Genomic DNA, 651 nt, shown 5'->3' with positions numbered 1-651 from the left:
CCTGCCGGCTCCGGGGCCTCACACGCGGGTGCGCAGGCGCCCGCCGACCAGGTCCGGTCCCCGGCCGCGGGGTCAGAGGGGCGTCGTCCCGGCCAGGGAACGCCGGCGGGTGCCGACGTGCACGGCGCCGGCCCCGCCCCGGCCGCCGGTCCCGGCGAGCCCGGCACTCCGGAGGGGGCGGCGTCCCCGACCGGGGGGATGGACACCGCCGCGATCCGGCGCGCCTGGCCGGATGTCCTCGGCCGCATCTTCGGGATGCGGCGCATCACGTGGACGTTCGTCTCCCAGAACGCCCAGGTCGTCGCCTTCGACGGGCGGACCTTGACGCTCGGCATCGCGACGATCGGCCTGACCAACACCTTCCGTTCGGGCAACCACGCCGAGATCGTGCGTCAGGCCCTCATCGACGAACTCGGGGTCGATGCGGTCGTCGACGGCGTCCACCTCGACTCGATCGCGCAGCAGGCCCCGGTCGCCCCGCCGCCCGGCTCGGTCCCGTCCGGCCCACCCGACCCGAGCCCGTCACCCCGGGGCAGCCAAGCGGGCGGCACCCAGGGCTTCGGTGCCGACACCGGCCCCGGTCAGGGTGGTGGCGGCCCTGGCAGCGGCGCACCGCAGGGCTCCTGGGGCGACGCCGGCGCCGGCCACCCG

Annotated in this window: 1 pseudogene; it reads left to right on the top strand. The window is 77.6% G+C overall.

From position 1 onward, the window contains the following. Positions 1-198: 198 nt before the first annotated feature. A pseudogene (locus N865_RS21325) lies at positions 199-651 on the top strand (DNA polymerase III subunit gamma and tau); the annotation flags it as partial.

Origin of the sequence: Intrasporangium oryzae NRRL B-24470, from assembly GCF_000576595.1 — a bacterium.
Classification (GTDB): Bacteria; Actinomycetota; Actinomycetes; order Actinomycetales; family Dermatophilaceae; genus Intrasporangium_C; species Intrasporangium_C oryzae.
The sequence above is the reverse complement of the archived record's forward strand: the minus strand, read 5'-3'. Positions and strand labels throughout refer to the sequence as shown.